This window comes from Okeania hirsuta (assembly GCF_003838195.1).
GTDB classification, from domain to species: Bacteria; Cyanobacteriota; Cyanobacteriia; order Cyanobacteriales; family Microcoleaceae; genus Okeania; species Okeania hirsuta.
In genome coordinates this window covers 1-3,344 of record NZ_RCBY01000431.1, presented here as the reverse complement: position 1 = coordinate 3,344, position 3,344 = coordinate 1, and the positions used below count along the sequence as shown (strand labels likewise).

General features: G+C 41.9%; 3 protein-coding genes. 2 read left to right on the top strand and 1 reads right to left on the bottom strand.

The window, feature by feature from the left end; translation table 11 throughout:
• The first annotated feature begins 533 nt into the window (after positions 1-533).
• Positions 534-716 (top strand): hypothetical protein, encoded by a 183-nt coding sequence (locus tag D5R40_RS37190; RefSeq protein WP_192901338.1) that lies wholly within the window; start codon positions 534-536, stop codon positions 714-716.
• 9 nt (positions 717-725) lie between these two features.
• Here the strand turns inward: D5R40_RS37190 and D5R40_RS31380 are convergent, their stop codons facing one another.
• Positions 726-1,769, bottom strand: a complete 1,044-nt coding sequence (locus D5R40_RS31380) for an alpha/beta hydrolase (protein ID WP_240041693.1) — start codon at positions 1,767-1,769, stop codon at positions 726-728.
• Positions 1,770-1,992: 223 nt separating this feature from the next.
• Between D5R40_RS31380 and D5R40_RS31375 the strand changes: the two genes are divergently transcribed.
• Entirely contained in the window at positions 1,993-2,970 is a 978-nt protein-coding gene (locus D5R40_RS31375; protein WP_124155759.1) for an SDR family NAD(P)-dependent oxidoreductase, read from the top strand.
• Positions 2,971-3,344: the final 374 nt, after the last annotated feature.

Below are 3,344 nucleotides of genomic sequence, written 5' to 3'. Positions count from 1 at the left end.
AAGAAGGCTACCCTCGCAAGAAAAAAACCATCATTTCCTGTAGATATTCACCCTTGGGTTTACACAAACGATATAAACGGACATGATATCAGGACTTACGCAAAGGCACTATGTATAGAGTCCAATGACTATTGGACAATAGTTTTGAGGGCTATATATAGCGTATCTGCGTAAGTCCTAAAATGATTATTATTATCAAACGCGAAAAATCAATATTTTAGACAGGGTCTTACAGCGGTTTTCATTTGGGTAAACCACAGTAGGAGCGATTTCCTACGGAATGCTCCTAATTACGCGAATCGCCCCTACAAGATTTTGCTTGTGAAGATGTGGTTCATCAAGAGTGAAAAGCGTTGTAATAGTTGAAACCATTATCCCACAATGGTTTTGAAGCTATTTTCATATCAAGTCCGTTGAATTCGGTATAAAAAAATGTTCCATCTTCAACCATTACCAAATATTTCTCAAGCTCCCCATCTCCCCTACTCCCCCAGGGTGAATTTATTGTCACGCCTAGAAAAAAAGAGGAGGGGGTGGGGAGTGTGGGAGGTGTGGGGAGTGTGGGAGGTGTGGGGAGTGTGGGAGGTGTGGGGAGTGTGGGGAGTGTAGAAAGCACAGGAACTCAACAAAAAATAGGGTTGCAAATATTCTCGCTACGACAAAGAATTAGCCCTGCCCTACTCCCCTACTTCCCTACTCCCCTACTCCCCATCTAATTACGGATTCTATATCACCCCGTGAAGCACAGATGCTAAAAAGCGTTCGGTATAATACAAAGCAAGCTGATTGCTAATCCCAGGAAAAACTGCGTCAAAGGAGTGTTCTGCCCAGGGGATTTCTAAAAAAATAGCCTGGTTGCCAGTTGCTCGCAGTTGATTGTATAAAACTCGTCCAAACTTAGGTTCTACGATGTGGTCGCGACCTGCATAAACCAGTAAAGAAGGGGGAAGAGCAGGTCTAACATAACTTTTGGGAGAAGCTTCTTGATACAGTTCTAAGAGTTCGTCTGGTGTTCCTCCCAAAAAATCCCGCAGGACAGTATTTATATTGATAGGATTGGGAAAAGGTAGATTGCGGAACTGTTCTATTAAGTCACTAGGTGCGTAGTAACTTACCACTGCTCGAAAAGGCATAGCACCTTGCTCGTAAGCAGCCAGAGTTGCTAAATGGCCTCCTGCTGAATGACCCATTATCGCTATGCGTTCAATATCTACTTCCAAATTATCCGCATGGGCTTGAATATACTGCAAGGCTGCTCGTACATCTTCGAGTTGAGCGGGAAATTTATACTTGGGTGCATGGCGGTAATCAATAGCTATTACTGAGTAGCCTTGAGCTGCTATGTAACAACTAAACCTCTCATAGTTATCAGGACTGCCTTGTCTCCAAGCTCCACCGTAGACAATTACCACAGTAGGAAGCTTCTGCAACTTTTGTGTAACTAAAGGCTGGTAAACATTTAGTTTGAGGTCTACTCCATCGGGACTGGCAAAGACAATACCTCTTTGGGCCCGAACTTCCTTTTTAGGAAGCCCGCGAAAAACGTCTGTAAGGACAAATGGTTGGGGGCGCATTTGGGCTTTTAAGTCTTCAGGAACACTTTGTAAATAGTCTGTTCCCAAAACCGTCTCCATCTCAACAGCAAAGTTAGTTTTGGTAGTAGCTAGCTGGCTCAGTGGCAGTAAACTTAATATTAGGCCAAGTAAGCTAGAGATGAAGATGATACCAGACAACCAAGTTTTGTGAACAAAAACTGTTAGTATAAGCACAAACAGATTCAGGCAAATCAGCCAAGGGCTAATTTCAGGAGATCCCACTGCAAAACGTAAAAAAAAATAATTTGGAGCAGGAACTATAATCCAGAGACTGAAAAAAAGTCCTAATATACTCAATAGCAACGGAATTAACCACCAGAACTGTAAAATCCCTGATAAGTTTGGTTGAGGCATCATTTTTCGCTAAACTGTATTTGGTAAACTATAGTAAGTAATTATGACAGACCTGAAAGGTAAAGTAGCATTGGTTACAGGAGCAACGCGGGGTATAGGTAAGGGCATTGCAATAGGTTTAGGTGAGGCCGGTGCTACTATCTATATTACAGGTCGTAGTCTCGAAAGACCTTGTGTTAACGATGGCGTTTCCGGTACTCTCCAGGAAACACAGTTAGCTATTGAAAAAGCTGGTGGTAAGTGTATTCCTGTTCAAGTAGATCATGGGGATGACGAGCAAGTACGGTTACTCTTTGAGCGCATCGAAAATGAACAACAGGGACAACTTCATATATTAGTGAACAATGTCTTCTCCGGAGTAGAAGCTATTAGAAATGCCTACGGTCAGCCATTCTGGAAATCTGAACCTAGCCTTTGGGACCTGGTTAATAATGTAGGTCTTCGCAGTCACTATATTAGCAGTGTATTTGCTGCCCGAATGATGGCTCCTCGTGGGGGGGGAATTGTCTTTACTATCTCTTCCTGGGGTGGTATGTCTTATCTATTTGGTGCTGCTTATGGTGCGGGTAAGGCAGCAAGCGATCGCCTGGCAGCAGATATGGCAGTAGAGTTAAAAGCAGATAATATTGCTTCTATATCTATTTGGCCGGGGATTGTCGGTACAGAACATATAATTAATTTTACCAATCAATTGAGTCAAATGAGTCAAAGCAATACTGTAGATAGTTTTGGTGATAGTGAAAATTGGGAAACTCCTTTGTTTATAGGTAGAGTTATTGCGAATCTGGCTGCTGAACCAAGTATTATGAGTCATACGGGTAAGGTGCGAATTGTTGCTGAACTTGCTGAAAAATATAATATTCTAGATGAGAATGGTAATTGTCCTATATCTGTACGTTCCCTTCGTTTTTTAATTCCTTTTACTATTCCTGCACTGAGAAAATATGCCTGGTTAATACCAAATTTCAAAATCCCTTGGTTTTTATTGCTATGGGGAAGGTTGATATCACCTCAAATTTAATTATTAGACATCTCCTACAAAAGAGGGAGTAGGCAGTAGGCAGTAGGGAGAAATAATTGATAATTTCTGTGTGATAATTGATTTGATTTTTTATTTTTACCGAATACTTAAGGTTTAAAGTTTCTAACTCGCCGCGGAGAAACAAGGGGTCGTTAGGGCAGCTTCCCGAAGGGTGGGATGGCGATCTTCGGAGCGACTCTGTCAAGAGCGGGTCTCCTCGCCATATCCATGAGACCAAGAGAGAAAAAATTTTCCTTTTATTCAATCCTCTTCCTTTTAGGGAGAGGTAATTATCAATTATTGAACAGATGTCTAGTAGGGGCGAATACCCATTTGCCCTTACAGGGTTTTGGCTATGACTATGTGGTTCATCA

What these genes read in the sequence shown, in the direction of transcription:
- D5R40_RS31375 (WP_124155759.1), top strand. Translation starts at nt 1,993, where the DNA reads ATGACAGACCTGAAAGGTAAAGTAGCATTGGTTACAGGAGCAACGCGG.